General features: G+C 70.5%; 13 protein-coding genes and 1 pseudogene. 8 read left to right on the forward strand and 6 right to left on the reverse strand.

Going from position 1 to position 15,786, the window contains the following annotated elements:
- The first annotated feature begins 11 nt into the window (after window positions 1-11).
- The 5 genes from CGL27_RS46700 to CGL27_RS46720 all read left to right on the forward strand — a co-directional run bounded on the left by CGL27_RS46700 (window position 12) and on the right by CGL27_RS46720 (window position 8,418).
- Window positions 12-2,561 carry a beta-L-arabinofuranosidase domain-containing protein gene (locus tag CGL27_RS46700; RefSeq protein ID WP_119993809.1) on the forward strand — a complete coding sequence of 850 codons (2,550 nt, stop codon included), beginning with the start codon at window positions 12-14 and terminating at the stop codon, window positions 2,559-2,561.
- A 73-nt stretch (window positions 2,562-2,634) separates the two neighbouring features.
- Window positions 2,635-3,642 carry an aldo/keto reductase gene (locus CGL27_RS46705; RefSeq protein ID WP_119993810.1) on the forward strand — a complete coding sequence of 336 codons (1,008 nt, stop codon included), beginning with the start codon at window positions 2,635-2,637 and terminating at the stop codon, window positions 3,640-3,642.
- A 104-nt stretch (window positions 3,643-3,746) separates the two neighbouring features.
- Window positions 3,747-4,826, forward strand: a complete 1,080-nt coding sequence (locus tag CGL27_RS46710) for a GTP-binding protein (protein WP_119993811.1) — start codon at window positions 3,747-3,749, stop codon at window positions 4,824-4,826.
- A gap of 96 nt (window positions 4,827-4,922) precedes the next feature.
- Window positions 4,923-6,377: an FG-GAP and VCBS repeat-containing protein gene (locus CGL27_RS46715; RefSeq protein WP_119993812.1), complete on the forward strand. Its 1,455-nt coding sequence runs from the start codon at window positions 4,923-4,925 to the stop codon at window positions 6,375-6,377.
- 94 nt (window positions 6,378-6,471) lie between these two features.
- Entirely contained in the window at window positions 6,472-8,418 is a 1,947-nt protein-coding gene (locus CGL27_RS46720) for a cellulase family glycosylhydrolase (protein WP_119993813.1), read from the forward strand.
- Window positions 8,419-8,422: 4 nt separating this feature from the next.
- Here CGL27_RS46720 and CGL27_RS46725 read toward each other — a convergent pair whose 3' ends face one another.
- Window positions 8,423-9,406 carry an aldo/keto reductase gene (locus CGL27_RS46725; RefSeq protein WP_119993814.1) on the reverse strand — a complete coding sequence of 328 codons (984 nt, stop codon included), beginning with the start codon at window positions 9,404-9,406 and terminating at the stop codon, window positions 8,423-8,425.
- 42 nt (window positions 9,407-9,448) lie between these two features.
- Window positions 9,449-10,046, reverse strand: a pseudogene (locus tag CGL27_RS46730) (enolase C-terminal domain-like protein); the annotation flags it as partial.
- 165 nt (window positions 10,047-10,211) lie between these two features.
- On the opposite strand from CGL27_RS46730, the gene CGL27_RS46735 reads away from it, so the two are divergent.
- The 3 genes from CGL27_RS46735 (at window position 10,212) to CGL27_RS46745 (ending at window position 11,888) form a co-directional block, all read left to right on the forward strand.
- Window positions 10,212-11,180 carry a carbon-nitrogen hydrolase family protein gene (locus tag CGL27_RS46735; protein ID WP_119993815.1) on the forward strand — a complete coding sequence of 323 codons (969 nt, stop codon included), beginning with the start codon at window positions 10,212-10,214 and terminating at the stop codon, window positions 11,178-11,180.
- 88 nt (window positions 11,181-11,268) lie between these two features.
- The gene (locus CGL27_RS46740) at window positions 11,269-11,508 is read left to right on the forward strand and encodes a hypothetical protein (protein ID WP_014057435.1); all 240 of its coding nucleotides are present in this window, start codon (window positions 11,269-11,271) and stop codon (window positions 11,506-11,508) included.
- A 2-nt stretch (window positions 11,509-11,510) separates the two neighbouring features.
- Window positions 11,511-11,888 (forward strand): toxin Doc, encoded by a 378-nt coding sequence (locus CGL27_RS46745; RefSeq protein WP_078646242.1) that lies wholly within the window; start codon window positions 11,511-11,513, stop codon window positions 11,886-11,888.
- A 43-nt stretch (window positions 11,889-11,931) separates the two neighbouring features.
- Here CGL27_RS46745 and CGL27_RS46750 read toward each other — a convergent pair whose 3' ends face one another.
- The 4 genes from CGL27_RS46750 to CGL27_RS46765 all read right to left on the reverse strand — a co-directional run bounded on the left by CGL27_RS46750 (window position 11,932) and on the right by CGL27_RS46765 (window position 15,729).
- On the reverse strand, window positions 11,932-12,666 hold the full coding sequence (locus CGL27_RS46750; RefSeq protein ID WP_107439198.1) for a heparin lyase I family protein: 735 nt from the start codon (window positions 12,664-12,666) through the stop codon (window positions 11,932-11,934).
- A gap of 105 nt (window positions 12,667-12,771) precedes the next feature.
- Window positions 12,772-14,043, reverse strand: a complete 1,272-nt coding sequence (locus CGL27_RS46755; protein ID WP_078646243.1) for an MFS transporter — start codon at window positions 14,041-14,043, stop codon at window positions 12,772-12,774.
- A 72-nt stretch (window positions 14,044-14,115) separates the two neighbouring features.
- The gene (locus CGL27_RS46760; RefSeq protein WP_078646244.1) at window positions 14,116-14,619 is read right to left on the reverse strand and encodes a MarR family transcriptional regulator; all 504 of its coding nucleotides are present in this window, start codon (window positions 14,617-14,619) and stop codon (window positions 14,116-14,118) included.
- A gap of 93 nt (window positions 14,620-14,712) precedes the next feature.
- Window positions 14,713-15,729 (reverse strand): YncE family protein, encoded by a 1,017-nt coding sequence (locus CGL27_RS46765; protein WP_240451067.1) that lies wholly within the window; start codon window positions 15,727-15,729, stop codon window positions 14,713-14,715.
- Window positions 15,730-15,786: the final 57 nt, after the last annotated feature.

Genomic DNA, 15,786 nt, shown 5'->3' on the forward strand with positions numbered 1-15,786 from the left:
TGAGGGCAGTCATGAGCGAACCAGTCGACAGACGGCACTTCATCACCACCACCGCCACCGGGGCCGCGGCCGTGGCGCTCACCGCCGCGGCCGGGGGCACCGCCGTGGCGGCGTCCCCTGGCGTCACCCCGGCCGCGACCCACGGCAAGCCCAGAGCGCTGACCGGCGTCCGCCCCTTTCCGCTCACCGCCGTGACCCTGCTCCCCGGCGCCTTCAAGGACAACCAGTCCCGCAACACCGCCTATCTGCGCTTCGTGGACATCGACCGGCTGCTGCACACCTTCCGCCTCAACGTCGGCCTGTCCAGCGGTGCCCAGCCCTGCGGCGGCTGGGAGAGCCCCACCACGGAACTGCGCGGCCACAGCACCGGCCACCTCCTGTCCGGCCTGGCCCTCAGCTACGCCGGCACCGGCGACACCGCGCTGCGCGACAAGGGCCGCGCACTGGTCTCGGCGCTCGCCGCCTGCCAGGCCAGGTCCCCGGCCGCCGGCTACGGCCAGGGCTATCTCTCGGCGTTCCCCGAGAGCTTCTTCGACCGGCTGGAGGCCGGCACCGGAGTGTGGGCCCCGTACTACACCATTCACAAGATCATGGCCGGGCTCGTCGACCAGTACCGGCTCGCGGGCAACGCCGAGGCTCTTCAGACCGTGCTGCGCCAGGCCGCCTGGGTCGACACCCGCACCGGGAAGCTGAGCTACGACCAGATGCAGCGGGTGCTGCAGACCGAGTTCGGCGGCATGAACGACGTCCTCGCCGATCTGCACGAGATCACCGGCGACGGCCGCTGGCTGAAGGTCGCCGAGCGCTTCACCCACGCCCGCGTCTTCGACCCGCTCGCCCGGAACGAGGACCGGCTCGCCGGGCTGCACGCCAACACCCAGATCCCCAAGATGGTCGGCGCCATGCGGCTGTGGGAGGAGGGGCTCGACAGCCGCTACCGCACCATCGGCGAGAACTTCTGGAAGATCGTCACCGATCACCACACCTATGTCATCGGCGGGAACAGCAACGGCGAGGCGTTCCACGAGCCCGACGCCATCGCCGCCCAGCTCTCCAACAACGCTTGCGAGAACTGCAACAGCTACAACATGCTCAAGCTCACCCGGCTGATCCACTTCCACGCGCCGGAGCGCACGGATCTGCTCGACTACTACGAGCGCACCCTGCTCAACCAGATGCTGGGGGAGCAGGACCCGGACTCGGCCCACGGTTTCAACATCTACTACACCGGCCTCGCCCCCGGCTCCTTCAAACAGCAGCCGTCCTTCATGGGCACCGACCCCAATCAGTACTCCACCGACTACGACAACTTCTCCTGCGACCACGGCAGCGGCATGGAGACCCAGGCCAAGTTCGCCGACACCATCTACACCTACGCCGACCGCAGCCTGCTGGTGAACCTCTTCATCCCCTCCGAACTGCGCTGGCAGGACAAGGGCATCACCTGGCGCCAGACCACCGGCTTCCCCGACCAGCAGACCACCACCCTCACCGTCGCCTCCGGCGGCGCCTCCCTCGAACTGCGCGTCCGCATCCCCTCCTGGGCGGCGGAGGCCCGCGCCACGCTCAACGGCACCACCCTCGCCGACCGGCCGGAACCCGGCAGCTGGCTGATCATCGACCGTCAGTGGAAGACCGGCGACCGGGTCGAGGTGACCCTGCCGATGAAGCTGACGTTCGACCCCACCCCCGACGACCCCGACGTCCAGGCCGTGCTCTACGGGCCCGTCGTGCTCGCCGGGGCGTACGGCGGCCGCACCGGAATGACCATGCCGCGCCTGGACAAGGGATCCGTGGTCCAGAGCGCCACCAGCCCCATGCGGTTCAGCGCCACGGCCAGTGGCGAGAGCGTGACCCTGCTGCCGGTCGCCCGCGTCCACCACCAGCACTACAACGTGTACTGGCTGACCGGGCAGCCGCCCTCCCCGCCGCCCGCCTTCGCCGCCTGGCACCGCTTCGACGAGACCTCCGGCACCGCCGCCGCCGACGCCACCGGCCGCGGCATGGCCGCCCGGCTCACCGGCGGCGCCTCCTGGACGGCGGGCAGGACCGGCGGCGCGGTCGCCCTGAACGGCACGGACGGGCATGTCGTCCTCGCCGACGACCTCCTGGCCGGCGCCCGGGCGTACACCCTGGCCACCTGGGTCCGGCTGGACGGCACCCCCGCCGCCTGGACCCGGATCTTCGACATCGGCACCGGGGTCACCGCCAATATGCTCCTCACCCCCGTCGCCGACTCCGGGAAGCTGCGCTTCGCCATCACCGCGGGCGGCGGCGGAGCCGAGCAGCGCATCGAGGCCGCCCCGCTGCCCACCGGCCAGTGGGTCCATGTCGCCGTCGCCTACGGCACCGGCACCGCCGTCCTCTACGTCGGCGGGCGCGAGGTGGGACGCAACACCGCCATCACCGTCGAACCCGTCCACTTCGGCAACCACATCCGGGCCGGATACCTCGGCAAGTCGCAGTACCCGGACCCGTACCTCAAGGCCGCGTTCGACGACTTCCGCGTATACGGCAGAACACTCAGCGGGAATGAGGTCGCCACTTTGGCCCAAAGCTGACAAGCTCAGGCGGGCGGGCCGTCCCCACGGCCTGCCCGCTCCCAACCGCACCGTACGGACAAGGACACCGCGCATGGTCCACCTCGCCGCCGAGAACCGTTACGACTCCATGCAGTACCAGCGCTGCGGACGCAGCGGTGTACTGCTCCCGAAGGTCTCGCTCGGCCTGTGGCACAACTTCGGCGACACTCACCCCCTGGAGACCCAGCGCGCTGTGCTGCGCCGCGCCTTCGACCTCGGTGTCACCCACATTGATCTGGCCAACAACTACGGTCCGCCGCCCGGCAGCGCCGAGGCCAACTTCGGCTCGATCTTCGCCCAGGACTTCCGCCCCTATCGCGATGAACTCTTCATCGCCAGCAAGGCCGGACACCTCATGTGGCCGGGGCCGTACGGCGAGTGGGGCTCGCGCAAGTACGTCCTGGCCAGCCTCGACCAGTCGCTGTCCCGGATGGGGCTGGACTACGTCGACGTCTTCTACTCCCACCGCTTCGACCCGGACACCCCGCTCGAGGAGACGATGGGTGCCCTGGACAGCGCCGTGCGCCAGGGCAAGGCGCTCTACGCGGGCGTGTCCAACTACCCGCCGGAGGCGATCGCCGAGGCCGCCGCGATCCTGAAGGACCTGCGCACTCCGTACCTGATCAACCAGTATCCGTACTCGATCCTCCAGCGTGGGGTGGAGGGCGGGGTGCTGCAGGCGTCCGCCGAGGCGGGCGTCGGGGTCATCGCCTTCTCGCCGCTGGCGCAGGGACAGCTCACCGACCGGTATCTCCACGGGGTGCCGGCCGATTCCCGCATGGCGCTCGGCCACTTCCTCAAGCGCGACGCGCTCACCGAGGAGCGGCTGTCCCTGCTGCACGCACTCAACAAGCTCGCGGAGGGACGCGGCCAGACCCTCGCCCAGCTGGCGCTCGCGTGGGTGCTGCGCGACCCCCGGGTGGTCTCGGTGCTGATCGGCGCGAGCAGCGTCGCCCAGTTGGAGCAGAACGTCTCGGTGCTGGACTCGCCCGCCTTCAGCGACGCCGAGCTGGCCGAGATCGACCGCCTCTCGGCCGAGGCGGGCATCGAGATTCCCTGACGCGGTTCGCTGACGTCCGCGGGCCGGGGATCGGCCCGGCCCGCGGACGGATAGCATGAGCGGTCACCCGAGACCGCCACGAACCGCCGCACGGAGACGCAACCTTGGCCACACAACGGATTCCGGTCATTCTCGTCACGGGTTTTCTGGGCTCAGGGAAAACGACGATGCTCAACCATCTGATGCGGGACAGCGCCGACACCCGCATCGGCGTCATCGTCAATGACTTCGGATCCATCAACATCGACGCCATGGCCGTCGCCGGACAGGTCGATTCGATGATCCCGATCGAGAACGGCTGTCTGTGCTGTGCGGCGGACGCCTCCGAGATGGACGAGATGCTCGAGCGGCTCACCGATCCGGAGCTGCGCATCGATGTCGTGGTGATCGAGGCCAGCGGCCTCGCCGAGCCGCAGAGCATGATCCGTACGCTGCTGTCCAGCACCAATGAGCGGATCGTCTACGGCGGCCTGGTGGAGGTCGTGGACGCCGCGGAGTTCCCGGACACCCACGTCCGCCACCCCGAGCTCGACCGCCATGTCCGCGCCGCGGACCTCATCGTGCTCAACAAGACCGACCGCGTCGCCGAGGACGAGCGGCGGGATCTTGTGGAGACCATCCAGGAGATCGCCCCCGGTGCGCCGGTCCTGGCCGCCGCACATGGGCGTGTCGACCCCGCGCTCCTCTTCGACCACCGGCCCCGTGAGACCGCCGAGGAAGGGTTCCGGCAGCTCTCGTTCGCCGATGTGTGGGGCGACGACGTGCCTGCCGACGACGAGTGCGGCGAGGACGTATGCGGTGACGGCCATGACCACAGCCACCACCTCCACGCCGCCTACGAGAGCATGGAATTCACCGCGGCCGAGCCGCTCCATCCGCGCCGGCTGATGGCGTTCCTCGACAGCCTCCCGGCGGGCCTCTACCGCGCCAAGGGGTTCCTCCACTTCGCGGGCGCGGGCCGGGAGCGGAAGTTCGCGCTGCACGCGGTCGGCTCGTATCTCCGCTTCCAGCCGTCGCCCTGGGAGCGCGGTGAGCCCCGTACCACCCAGCTGGTGATGATCGGCACCGGGATCGACGCCGACACCCTCACCAAGCGGCTGACCGAGTGCGTGGCGGCACCCGCGGAAGAGGTCGACGACACGCACATGATGGGCGTGTTCCGCTATGTGGACGAGGCGGACTAGGGAAATCCCTGGAAACGGCGGTGCAACCCTGAGGCGGCGTCAGGGGTCCTGGTGGGTGTACATGAGGTAAACGCTCATCAACGAGCAGGAGGATCTGTGCGCTCCCGTTCCCTCACCACCGTCGCGCGCTGCGCGACAGTGGTGGCACTTGTGACCACCCCCGCTCTACTCGCCCTGCCCTCGGCGGGCGCCGCCGAGGCCCGCACCGCCGCGGCCGCCGCCCCCAAGGTCGACTTCAACAAGGACGGACGCGCCGACCTCGCCGTCTCCGCCCCCGCCGGCACGGTGGACGGCAAGGCCAAGGCGGGCTACGTCGCCGTGGTCTACGGCTCCGCCTCCGGTGCGGACACCGCCCACCGCCAGGTCATCAGCAAGGCCACCGAGGGCGTCCCCGGTGACCCCGCCGCGTCGGCGTACTTCGGGGCCCATTCGGTCGCCCGCGACCTGGACGGCGACGGCTACACCGATCTGGCGGTCCAGGCCGGTGACTCCCCGGCCATCACGGTCCTGTGGGGTTCGGCGAACGGCCTGACCGGTGGCACCCAGCTGCCCGCGGGCAACGGCGACCACTGGGGCTCCAGCGACATCGTGGGCGGTGACTTCAACGGCGACGGCAAGGCCGACCTGGTCGATGTGGTCACCGTCGACGAGGGCTCGGAGGACGAGAAGACCGGCCTGCGCGTCCGTCTCGGCCCGTTCACCCGCGACGGCAAGGACGCGGGCAGCTCCTTCTCCGACACCGGCAGGTTCGACGGGCCGACCAGTCTGACCGCGGGCGACATCACCGGCGACGGCAAGGACGACCTCGTCTCCACTCACGCCTTCGAGGAGATGTCCGAGTCCAGCCTGTTCTTCAAGGGGGACGACAAGGGTCTGTCGCCGAAGGTCAAGGACCTCACCGACGCCGCCTCCGCGACCATCGGCGACGTCGACAAGGACGGCCACGGCGATCTGGTGCTGCGCACGGTCCCGGGGAACGTCGTCGAGAACCTGCCGTATGACCACGGCACCCTGAAGGTCCTCTACGGCACCGCGTCGGGGCCGAGCACCACCCGCACCACGACCATCGACCAGAACACCGCGGGCGTCCCCGGTGTCAACGAGGACGGAGACCAGTTCGGCTACTCGCTCAGCTCCGGCGACGTCAACGGCGACGGCTACGCGGACATCGCCGTCGGCATCCCGTACGAGGCCCTGGAAGCCGGCCAGAAAGAAGCGGGCAGCGTCGTCCAGCTCTACGGCGGCCGGAGCGGGCTGTCCGGCACCGGAGCCCAGGCGTTCACCCAGGACACCGCCGGTGTCCCCGGCGCCGCCGAGGCGGGCGACCACTTCGGCATGGCGGTCCGGCTCGGCGACACCGACGGCGACGGCAAGGACGACCTGGCGGTGGGCGCCCCCGACGAGGACGGCGCCCAGTCCACCAGCGGTGCGGCATGGGTGCTGCGCGGCCAGACCGGCGGCCTCACCACGGGCGGCGTCGTCTCCTTCGGGCCCGACTCCCTCGGGGCGCCGGAGGCCGGTGCGGCCCTGGGTGCGCGATTCCAGCAGTAGCCGGATTCCGGCGGTAGCCGCATCACCACAGGGCTGAACTCCACTCTGCGCGCAAGTAGTTGACGACCCCTCAGATCTACTGGACGGTAGGTCCATGCCGACTCATGAGACGCGAGGGATACGGATCGGCCGCCCCCGACCGGGTCGCACCCGGTTGCTCGGGGTGGCCGTTCTGCTGCTGGCGGCGGCCGCGGCCCCGGGCACTCCGGCGGCCGCGGCCGAGGCGCCCTGGTTCGACGGCCGGGCGGCGGACCAGGTGGCCGTGGACGGCACCCGGTTCGCCGACGGACACGGCCGCGAGGTCGTGCTGCGCGGCTTCAACGTGTCCGGCGAGACCAAACTGGAGGAGAACGGCGGGCTCCCGTTCGCCACCACCGCCGACGCCAGGACGTCCGCCGCCGCCATGCGGAGCCTGACCGGAGCCAACGCGGTGCGCTTCCTGCTGTCCTGGGCCCACGCCGAGCCCGAGCCCGGCCAGGTGGACACCGCCTATCTGGAGAAGGCCACCGCGCAGATGAAGGCGTTCCTGGACGCCGGAATCCGGGTCTTCCCCGACTTCCACCAGGACCTGTACTCCGGCCGTCTCTTCGACAAGGACAGCTGGTACAGCGGCGACGGCGCGCCGAAATGGGTCATCGACGCGGGCGGATATCCCAAGGAGTCCTGCGGGATCTGCGTCCACTGGGGCCAGAACATCACCCAGAACCAGGCGGTCATGAACGCCACCCGCGACTTCTGGCGCAACCGCGCCCTGACCACCAGCGCGGGCACCGTCCGCGTCCAGGACGCCTTCCTGGCCACCGCCGAGACGACCATGACCTACCTCGCCCGGCACCTCACCGACGACCAGTTCACCCGCGTCGTCGGCTTCGACCCGCTCAACGAGCCGTACGCGGGCGCGTACGACGACGGCCAGAACAGCCGCACCTGGGAGAAGAGCGTGCTGTGGCCCTTCTACGAGAAATTCCGCGCCCGCATGGACGCCGCGGGCTGGCAGGACAAGCCCGCCTTCGTGGAGCCCAATATGTTCTGGAACTCCAACCTGGACTTCCAGCGCCAGGAGGGTGGACTCCTCGACGCCGGAAAGCCCGGCCCCGACTACGTCTTCAACACCCACTACTACGACCAGAAGGCCATCTCCGGCGTCTTCATGCCCGGCAAGGCGGCCGACGGCCAGTACGCGGGCGACTTCGGCGCCCTGCGCGACCGTTCCACCGCCCTGGATCTTCCGGCCGTCATGAGCGAGTTCGGCCATCCGCTGACCGGCTTCACCTCCGACAAGGCCCCCACCGTCGTCAAGGGCATGTACCAGGCACTGGACTCCCGGCTCCCCGGCGCCACCTGGTGGACCCGGCCGGCCGCGTCCGGCGCCGTGCTCTCCTCCACCCAGTGGCAGTGGGACATCTACAGCGGCCGCCACCACGAGGCCATGAACGGCAACACCGGCAAGGTCCTCACCGAGGGCGACGCCTGGAACGGCGAGGACCTCTCGGCCGTCCGCCTCGACGACTCCGGCAACGCCGGGCTGCGCCAGGACGCACGGCTGCTCGACCGGCTCTATCCGCGCGCCGTCGCGGGCCGCACCCTCGCCTTCACCTTCGAGGACCGCTCACGCGACGGCTCCACCACGCTCAGCTGGAACCGCATCCCCAGCAGCCTGCCGAACGTGGCCGAGCTGACCGGCTCCGGGCGCTACGGCATGCTGGTGTGGCGCTCCGACGGCGACACCGAAGCGCCCACCGAACTGCGGCTGCCCCGCGACTTCGACCCCGCCCGGACCACCGTCGTCTCCGACCTGGGCACCGTCACCGGGCCGCCCGCGTACACCGCGCACGGCCACACCGCCGACCACCCCATCGCCACCGCCGCGGAGCCCGGCGGCACCGACACGCGCCGGCTGGTGCTCTCCGCCCCGGCCGACGCGGGCACCGGCGCCGTGCACTACGCGCTGATCGCCGACGGCACCGCCGCCCCCTCGGCGGAGCTGCGCGCCGCCGCCCAGCGCGAACTTGACGGGTGGGCGGCGGACGCAGGCTTCTGAGCCCCTACCAGCGAGGGTGCACCCGGGCCCGGAGCCGCCGGTCGTACAGGTCGCCGACGGCGTCCAGCGTGGCGCCCGGCAGCGGGGACAGCCCCGCCGCGTCCGCGTTCGCCCGAGCCTGCTCGGGCGAACGCGCCCCCGGGATGACCGAGGTCACGCCCGGCTGCTGGACGATCCACCGCAGCGCGGTCTGCGCGGGGGTGGCTCCCTGCGGCGCCAGCTCCGCGAACTCCACGGCCGCCTCGAGACCCTCCTCGAAGCCCACGCCCGAGAACGTCTCGCCCTGGTCGAACATCTCGCCGTGCCGGTTGAAGGTGCGGTGGTCGTTCTCGGCGAAGACGGTGTCCCTGGTGTACTTCCCCGACAGCAGACCGGACGCCAGCGGCACCCGCGCGATGATCCCCACACCGGCCTCCCGCGCCGCCGGTACCACCTCCTCCAGCGGCTTGAGCCGGAACGGGTTGAGGATGATCTGCACGCTCGCCGTCCCCGGCCGCGCGATCGCCGCCAGCGCCTCCGCACATGTCTCGACGCTCACCCCGTACGCCGCCACGCGCTCCTCCGCCACCAGCGTGTCCAGCGCGTCGAAGACCGCCGCAGAGGAGTGCACCGGGGACGGCGGGCAGTGCAGCTGCACCAGATCCAGGGTGTCCACCCCCAGATTGGCCCGCGAACGGTCGGTCCACGCGCGGAAGTTGTCCAGCGTGTAGTTCTCCTCGAGCTGCGGCAGCCGCCGCCCCATCTTGGTCGCCACGAAGATCCCGGCGTCCGGACGCTCCCGCAGATACCGCCCGATGAGCTGCTCGCTGCGCCCGTCCCCGTACACATCGGCGGTGTCGAAGAACGTCACGCCCGCTTCGACGGCCGCGTCCAGCACGGCCAGGGCGTCCTGCTCGCCGACCTCGCCCCAGTCCGCGCCCAGCTGCCAGGTTCCCAGGCCCACGACCGAGACCTTCCGGCCGAGCCGGCCGAACTCACGCTGCTCCATGCTCCCTCTTCTCTCCTGCTGCGACGCTCACCGTACCCCCGCTCACCAGTCGTGCACCGTGCCGTCCGCCAGCCGGTTCACCAGCCGGTTCACCGGCCGATAGGCGGGCTGGTACGGGAAACTCCCGGCGGCTCGGTGTCCAGCTCGACGCCCAGGCCCGGGGTGTCGGACGGGTGCAGCAGCCCGTCCTCCGCTCGCTCAGCAGGGTGGTGTAGTCGTGGACGTGGTTGAAGACCTCGCCGATGGCCAGCGGGGTGGTGGTGTGCTGCCGGATGAGCCGCAGCGCCGTCTGGTCCTCGCCGGGTGTGGCGTCCTCCAGCCAGAACAGGCCGTAGGGTTCCAGTGCCTTGCCGAGCCGGGCCGCCTGGATGGGTGTCATCCGGTGGTGGCCGTCGTGCAGCAGCGGCAGCTCCGGGCCGAACTCCTGCCGTACGGCGTCGAACACCGTCGGCACATGGCGCAGATAGGCCCGGGTGTCCCAGCTCTCCTCGGCGGGCAGCACCCGGGGCCCCGACCCCCGGCGCGCGGGTTCGTAGTCGTAGCGCTCCCCGCCGCCCGCGCTCGCGGAGGCCACCCCGTAGACCGAGGACAGCCCCGGGATGCCGGTCTGCACGCGGATCGCGCGATAGCCCTGCGCCAGATGGGGCCGGGATCCGGGGGCGACGGCCCGCCTCCCGCCCTCTCGTCAGCTCCCCCGCCCGCGGGTAGCGTGGCGGCATGCTGTGACACCCACCCCGCCCCCGGGGCCCGCCGGGACACCTCCTTCGCGCCGTCCGCACGTCATCAGATATCGAAGGAGGCCGCCATGACCACCCTCACCGTCGCGCTGCTCCAACTCGCCCCGCCCGGGCCTGAGTTGTCCGTGAATCTCGCCCTCGGCGAGGCGGCCTGCCGCCGGGCCGGGGCCATGGGCGCCGACATCGCGCTCTTCCCCGAGATGTGGAGCAACGGCTACAGCTGCTCCGTCCCGGACGGCTTCGCCCCTGGCGAGCTCTACCGCCATCCGTCGCGGTGGGACGGGGCCTCGGCGGCGCCGCGGCCCCGGGCCGTCTGGCTCGGCGAGCCGATCACCCGCGACTCGCCCTTCGTCACCCGCTTCCGTGAGCTGGCCGCCGAGCTGGAGATGGCCATCGCGCTCACCTATCTGGAGCGCTGGGACGGCGCGCCGCGCAACACCCTGTCCCTCATCGACCGGCACGGCCGCCTGGTCCTGACCTACGCCAAGGTGCACACCTGCGTCTTCGACCTGCCCGAGGCCGCGCTGACCCCGGGGGAGGGGTTCGAGGTGTGCGCCCTGGACACGGCGGTGGGCGAGGTGATGACCGGGGCGATGATCTGTTACGACCGCGAGTTCCCGGAGAGTGCCCGCGCCCTGATGCTCGCCGGAGCCGAGATCGTCCTCACCCCGAACGCGTGCGAGCTGGAGATCAACCGGCTCTCCCAGTTCCGCTCCCGCGCGGGGGAGAACATGACCGGTATGGCCATGGCCAACTACGCCGGTCCCGGCTGGGGCCATTCCGTCGCCCATGACGGCATCGCCTTCGCCGGCGGGCGGTCGCGGGACACCCTGGTGGTCGAGGCGGGCGAGGCCGAGGGGGTCTATCCGGCGGTCTTCGACCTCGACGCGCTGCGCGACTACCGGCGCCGGGAGACCTGGGGGGACGCCTTCCGCCGCCCCGCCGCCTACCGGAGCCTGACGGGCCGTGAGGTGCGCGAGCCATTTGTCCGGTTGGGACCCGAGGGCGGGCCGGTCCCCGGCCGTAGCCTCCCTTAGTGGCGGAAAGCCTTGTCAAGTACCTACAAAAACATCATCTGAGCTGGGGCGATTGCTGACGGGGTACCTGGTGAGTAGGGTGTCTCGCATGTCAGCACTCAACGTGGAATTCAGCGATCGGGAACTTGAGGACCTCCGCCAGATCGCCAAGGAACGCGGTACGACGATGAAGGCACTCGTCCGGGAGGCGACCGTGGCCGACATCGCGCGGCACCGCGCTCTGCAGGAGGGTGCCGAGGTCTTCCGGCGGTTCTTCGCGGACAACGCGGACGCCTTCGCGGACGCGTTCCCCGACGATGAGCACCGCCATCCCGGGCAGGCCGCCTGACCATGGCCCCGCTGCTGCACATCGACGTCCCCTGGCTGCTTCAGCGCCATGAGGAGGTCATGCCGGAACAGCCGGCCATCTCGGACTTCTCGGGTCTGGTCGCCGCCGTCGCCCGCCACCGAGTGGACCCGCCGCGCCTGGGTGTCGATCCCGACCCGGCGTGGCGGGCCGCGGCCCTGCTGCACACCATCGCGCTGCTCAGACCGCTCCCGGCGAGCAACGCGCGGTTCGCCTCCGCGACCGCGGTCGCCTATATGCACGCCTCGGGCGAGGGTATCGACCCGCCGTACGGTGCGCTGATCGATCTGGTCCGCGACATCCTCTCCAGCAAGGCCGATGTGTTCGACGCGGCCGGCCGCATCCGCTCCTGGCGGATCTGAGGGGGAACCGGACCGGCGGGGGCTCGGGCGGGGGCTCGGGGCGTCAGTCGACGTCACCGCGTGTGGTGCCGACCTTGAGGTCGTCGATGTAGTTGACCACCCGGCTGTTCTCGGCCCCGTACACGCCCCACTTGGGGTCGTTGCTGCTGTCGAAGGTGCGGCAGGCCCACCGGGTGGTGCCGTCGCTGAACTTCTGCTGCTGACCGTTGACCCAGAGCTCGACCCAGCCGCCCTTGGTCTCGTCGGACAGATGCAGCCCGATGGTGTAGTGGTTCCAGGTGTTCGCCGAGGCCGGGGTCGACCAGATGGTGAAGACCTGGTTGCCGGGCTGCCGCTGGATCATCGTGGTCCGGCCGCCGAGCGTCTTCAGGACCACCGGCCAGTTCTGGATGTGATCCCCGTAGGACTTCCACTGGAACGTGGCGTTGTTGTCGACCGTGCTGGAGAGCTTGCTCGACCAGCCGAACCAGTAGGTCCCGCCGTTCTGGAAGGCGTATTTCGAGCCGCCCACCGCGATGCCATGGCTTTCGCAGCGATTGCTGCCGCTCGGCTTGTCGTACTTCCAGATCTTGCCCCGCTGCGTGTCCGAGACGGCGGTGACACTGCCCGGGGAGTCGCAGTTCAGCAGGCCGTAGATCTTGGTGCCGCCGGAGGCGTCGCCGTCCCAGATGGACGCGGCGTCCGCGGGCCAGGCGAAGGCGAGACCCGCGACCGCCACGGCCGCGGGTACGGCGAACCGGAGCCCGGCGATGCGCTGGGTGGACCGTAAGGAAGCCATGCCACTCCTTGGGAAGGCCCCCGTTCGATGGTGTGCGCACCGTACTGGAGCCGCCCCGACTGGTCCATACCTGCCCCGCGTATCGTGCCGGGCCCGTCGCTCGCGTCAGCCGGCCGAGCCGAGCTCCTCGGCCAGCGCCTGCTTCTCCAGCGTCTCCCGCCGCTCCTCGGCCGGGGTGTGTCCGGCCGCCTCCGCCGCCTGGACCCGTTCGGCCTCGGCGAGCAGCGAATGCCCGGTGGCCAGGACGCCGATGCCCAGCGCGACCGCCGCGGCCCCGATGTAGAAGGGCAGATGCACCCCGCTGTGCTCGGCGATCTTGCCCGCGGCGTACGGGGCCAGACCGCCGCCGATGAAGCGGACGAAACCGTAGGAGGCGGAGGCGACGGGCCGCTCCACGGGGGCGACGGTCATCACCGCCTGGGTGGTGATGGTGTTGTTGATCCCGATGAAGGCACCGGCCACGATCACCGCCACGATCAGCGTCGTCTTGGAGTCGGTGAACAGGCCGATGACGAGGATGTCGAGCGCGAACAGCGCCAGGTTCAGATACAGGGAGCGGGCTATGCCGAGCCGCGCCTGCAGCCACGGGGCGCCGAACACCGAGAAGAAGGCGACGAGCAGACCCCAGCCGGTGAAGACATAGCCGAGCTCATGGGTGCCCAGGTCCATCGGGAACGGCGCGTAGCCCAGCACCGTGAAGAAGCCCCAGTTGTAGCAGAGCGCGGTCAGCCCCATGGTGAGCAGTCCGCGGTGGCGCAGCGCCTTGATCGGGTCGGCGATCGAGGCCCGGCGCGCCGGGGTCGGGGTGGGCTGGACCAGCACGATGGTCGCGATCAGCGCGATGGCCATCAGGGCCGACACGCCGAAGAACGGCCCGCGCCAGCTGATCCCGCCGAGCTCACCGCCCAGCAGCGGCCCGATCGCGATGCCGATGCCCAGAGCGGTCTCGTAGAGGATGATCGCGCCCGCGAAGCCACCGCTGGCCGAGCCGACGATGACGGCGAGCGAGGTGGCGATGAACAGGGCGTTGCCCAGGCCCCATCCGGCGCGGAAACCGACGATCCCGTCGATGCTGCCGGACGCCCCGGCCGCCGCGCTGAAGAGCACGATGAGCACCAGACCGGCCACCAAGGTGCGCTTGGCGCCGATGCGGCTGGAGACGAACCCGGTGACCAGCATGGCGACGGCGGTGACCACCAGATAGCTGGTGAACAGCAGCGACACCTGACTCGGCGTGGCATGCAGCTGGGAGGAGAGGGAGGGCAGGATCGGATCCACGAGGCCGATGCCCATGAAGGAGATCACGCAGGCGAAGGCGACCGCCCATACGGCCTTCGGCTGCTTGAAGGGGTTGGGGGCGCTGGGATGAGCGGACAAAAGATGCTCCGTCGTTCAGGGTCCCAGCCGTGACGACATGGCAATGCCGTGGCGCGGCAGGGTGCCGGTTGATCAGGAAGCGGTACTCCCCGGGGCCTTCCGCGTCCGTGCCGCGTTGTCGACCAGCCGCTGGAAGGCGGGGGCGGCGGCGTGGACGGCGGTGGCGAGTGCCTGTTGGTCCTCGGGGGAGAGGGTCGCCAGCAGTTCGGCGAGCCGGTTCGTACGGCCGCGGCGCCGCTCGGCGAGCAGCTCCCGCCCGGCGTCGGTGATCGCCACCAGTACCACCCGCCCGTCGTGCGGATCGTCGACCCGGGTCACCAGACCCTGCCGCTCCAGCCGCTGGATCAGCTGGGTCATCGAGGGCTGGGTGACACCCTCGTCGGCGGCCAGGGCCGTCAGCCGGGACGGCCCCTCCCGGCTGAGCCGGCCGAGGGTCGAGGCCGTGGTGAAGCTGATGTCCCGGTTGGTCAGATGGCGCACCGCGAGGAACGCCAGCTGTTCCAGCGCCTCCGCGACCTGCTCACGGGTCGCGGGGACGTCGGGTTCCCGGGGGCCGGACTGCTGTGTGTATTCCACATCTAAATTTATATCATGCCTCTATATAGGCGGCCTATGCAGATGGCTGTGCAGAGCCTCACAGCCGCCCAGGGCGCCTGCGGGAAGGCCGCCTCAGCGGAAGATTCCGGTGTGGCCGAGGGAGTAGCGGCCGGGCTGGGGGTAGACCGCGAGCCCGTGCGGGCCGCCGCCGACCGGGATCCGGGCGCGCAGCCGGCCGTTGCGGGTGTCGATCGCGTAGACCTCGGCGTTGTAGCGGCCCGAGAGCCACAGCACCTTGCCGTCGCTGGACACCCCGCCCATGTCGGGGCTGCCGCCGCCGGGGAGCCGCCACCGCTGCACCAGCTTGCCGGTCTTGAAGGACAGCACCGAGATGGTGCCCTCGCCGCGGTTGGAGACGTACATCGAACGGGAGTCGCGGCTGACGTAGAGGCCGTGCGTGCCCTTTCCGGTGGGCAGCAGCCGCGGCTTGCCGAAGGTGTCGCCGTCGAGCACCCACAGGCCGTTCGCCACCATGTCGGCGATGTACCACGTCTTGCCGTTGGGCGAGATCTTGACGTCCTGCGGCATGGCCCCGGCGATCGGCAGCCGTCGCTTGGCGACCACCTTCTTCTTCGCCGTGTCCACCTTCAGCAGCTCACCGGAGAACTCGCACGAGACGATGAAGTAGCGCCCGTCCGGCGAGAAGTCGGCGTGGTTGACGCCATAGCAGTCCACCGGCACCGACTTGACCACCTTCATCGTGTGCGCGTCCCGGAAGACCAGCGCCCGGTCCATGGAGGCCATCACCACGGCGTACTTTCCGTCCGGGGTGAAGTAGAGGTTGTACGGGTCGTGGACGTCCACCGGGCGGCCGACCCGGCCGCTGGCGGGGTCGATGGGGGTAAGGGTGTTGCCCACGTCGTTGTTGACCCACAGCGTCTTCAGATCCCACGAGGGCACCACGTGCTGCGGCTGATGGCCCACCCGGATGGTGCGGACGACCTTGAACTTCTTCGGATCGATGACGCTCACCGTGTCCGAGAGCGTATTGGGCACGTACACCCGCGACGGAAAGTCCTTCACCGCCCGGGCCAGCTTCCCCGGCCGGTCGGCCGCGTAGAGGTCATGGGGGTCCAGCGGGGGCGGCATCCCCGGCAGCAGCCGGGCCAGCGCGGCCTTCTTCTTCGCCGCGGCCTTCGCGGCGGC

This window comes from Streptomyces sp. 11-1-2 (genome assembly GCF_003595545.1).
In the GTDB taxonomy this organism is placed as follows: domain Bacteria; phylum Actinomycetota; class Actinomycetes; order Streptomycetales; family Streptomycetaceae; genus Streptomyces; species Streptomyces hygroscopicus_B.

Excerpts from the sequence above, each read along its gene's own strand:
- CGL27_RS46700 (WP_119993809.1), top strand. The coding sequence starts at position 12 with ATGAGCGAACCAGTCGACAGACGGCACTTCATCACCACCACCGCCACC.
- CGL27_RS46705 (WP_119993810.1), top strand. The coding sequence starts at position 2,635 with ATGGTCCACCTCGCCGCCGAGAACCGTTACGACTCCATGCAGTACCAG.
- CGL27_RS46720 (WP_119993813.1), top strand. The coding sequence starts at position 6,472 with ATGCCGACTCATGAGACGCGAGGGATACGGATCGGCCGCCCCCGACCG.
- CGL27_RS46725 (WP_119993814.1), bottom strand. The coding sequence starts at position 9,406 with ATGGAGCAGCGTGAGTTCGGCCGGCTCGGCCGGAAGGTCTCGGTCGTG.
- CGL27_RS46735 (WP_119993815.1), top strand. The coding sequence starts at position 10,212 with ATGACCACCCTCACCGTCGCGCTGCTCCAACTCGCCCCGCCCGGGCCT.
- CGL27_RS46740 (WP_014057435.1), top strand. The coding sequence starts at position 11,269 with ATGTCAGCACTCAACGTGGAATTCAGCGATCGGGAACTTGAGGACCTC.
- CGL27_RS46745 (WP_078646242.1), top strand. The coding sequence starts at position 11,511 with ATGGCCCCGCTGCTGCACATCGACGTCCCCTGGCTGCTTCAGCGCCAT.
- CGL27_RS46750 (WP_107439198.1), bottom strand. The coding sequence starts at position 12,666 with ATGGCTTCCTTACGGTCCACCCAGCGCATCGCCGGGCTCCGGTTCGCC.
- CGL27_RS46765 (WP_240451067.1), bottom strand. The coding sequence starts at position 15,729 with ATGCCGCCCCCGCTGGACCCCCATGACCTCTACGCGGCCGACCGGCCG.